The sequence below is a fragment of the Ottowia sp. genome, assembly GCF_047975795.1.
Lineage (GTDB): Bacteria > Pseudomonadota > Gammaproteobacteria > Burkholderiales > Burkholderiaceae_C > Ottowia.
The window spans coordinates 1-1514 of sequence record NZ_JBKEEE010000086.1 but is presented as its reverse complement, the minus strand read 5'-3'; the positions used below and the strand labels follow the sequence as shown (position 1 = coordinate 1514).

At 64.8% G+C, this 1514-nt stretch carries 1 protein-coding gene; it reads right to left on the bottom strand.

Going from position 1 to position 1514, the window contains the following annotated elements:
- On the bottom strand, window positions 1-1017 hold a 1017-nt coding region (locus tag ACK5NW_RS13285; protein ID WP_416928840.1), incomplete at its 3' end, for an ISL3 family transposase.
- Window positions 1018-1514 lie beyond the last annotated feature (497 nt).

Here is a 1514-nt window from a genome sequence, read left to right as displayed (position 1 = left end):
CAGGTCGGCCGCCGCCGTGGCGACATCGCCATGCAGCCGCGCCTGGGCGTAAATCTGGCGCAGCCCCATCTTCAGTCTCCAGGCCCTCGTGCTCTTGAGGTTGGCGCGCTGCAGCCAATGCATGGCCGTTGTCTGCGCAGCACTCCATCCCGAGGGGTTGCGCCGCATGGCCCACAGCACCGCGCGGCGCTCGCGCGCTGCCAACGGGCCGAGCTTTTCCTGCACGCGTGCGCCCTCCTGCTTCCATTCGGCGTTGCGCACCTCGTCCATCGCCTCGTTGGCCAGGGCCACCACGTGAAAGCGGTCGTAGCTGATCTGCGCCTGCGGCAAGGACGTGGCCACGCCCCGCGCGTAGGCCGCGCTCATGTCCATGCACACGTGCTCGATCTGCTCGGTCTTGCCCCTGTGGAGCACCAGCTCCTGGGCAAAGCGCTGCACGGTGCTGTGGTCTCGCCCCGTCGTGGCAAACAGCAGCTGCTTGGCAGCCAGGTCGTGCACCACGGTGATGTACTGCTGGCCACGGCTCACGCTGGTCTCGTCCACACCCACAATGCGCACTGCGCTCATGTCCTGGCGCGCGCGGGCCTGCTCGACGTAGTGCTCGATGCGCCGCCACAACTGCTTGTCGCTCACCCGCAGCATCTGCGCGGCCTGGCGCACGGGCAACTGCTGGCACAGCGAGATGGCCAGCGCCTCGAACAGCATCGTGAAGCCACTGCCCTCGCGCGCCCAGGGCACGGGCGCCTGGCTGGTCTTGCCACACGCCGTGCAGCCTACCCGAGGGATCGCAGCATGCAGCCAGGCCTCGAACTGAAAGAAGTCCAGATGACGCCAGCAGCGGCGTACCCGCTCGTGCACCGGCTGGCTCGCCGCCCCGCAGGCCGGGCATGCCAGACGAGCGCCCATGTTCACCACCTCGAAGTCGATGCGCCGTTTGGCTGTGTTCAGCTCGACCTTGTCCACCTTCCACGGCTCGGCCAAGCCCAGCGCCGCCGTGAACAGTCCTTCAACTTCCAATCCCGCCACTTCGCATCACTCCAATATGCAACGGCCCTAAGCGTACCGCCCCGCCTTGTAGTGCGGCGGGTGTGAAGTCAAGTTCCATGGGAAACGACGAAGGGCCCTAACTGGGCGCTGCAACGGACATTTGACCCGTCGGATTTTAGGGTCACGTCGGATTTTAGGGTCACCCATTAGCCGTCTCCGTCAATAGGCACAAACGCGATCCTGCGTTGGCACCCGCATTGCTTGGAACGTCATCGCCCCTTGTGTCCGGCATGCTCAGCCTTGTGAATCCGTGTGCGCACTTGGTTATCGAATGTTGGTTGCGTCGTTGCGCACCAGTCACCCAGCAAAGCCTGCATCTTGCAGGCCATCAACAAGCCAGTACCAGTTGAAGGTCGATTCGACGGCCACGCCAGCGAGCTGGCCTGGGCAAGAGCGCAAGGCTGCCACGATGGCAGTCACATCGTTGGGCAGGCGCCTGGCAAACACCTGCCTGTCGTGTTCATCGA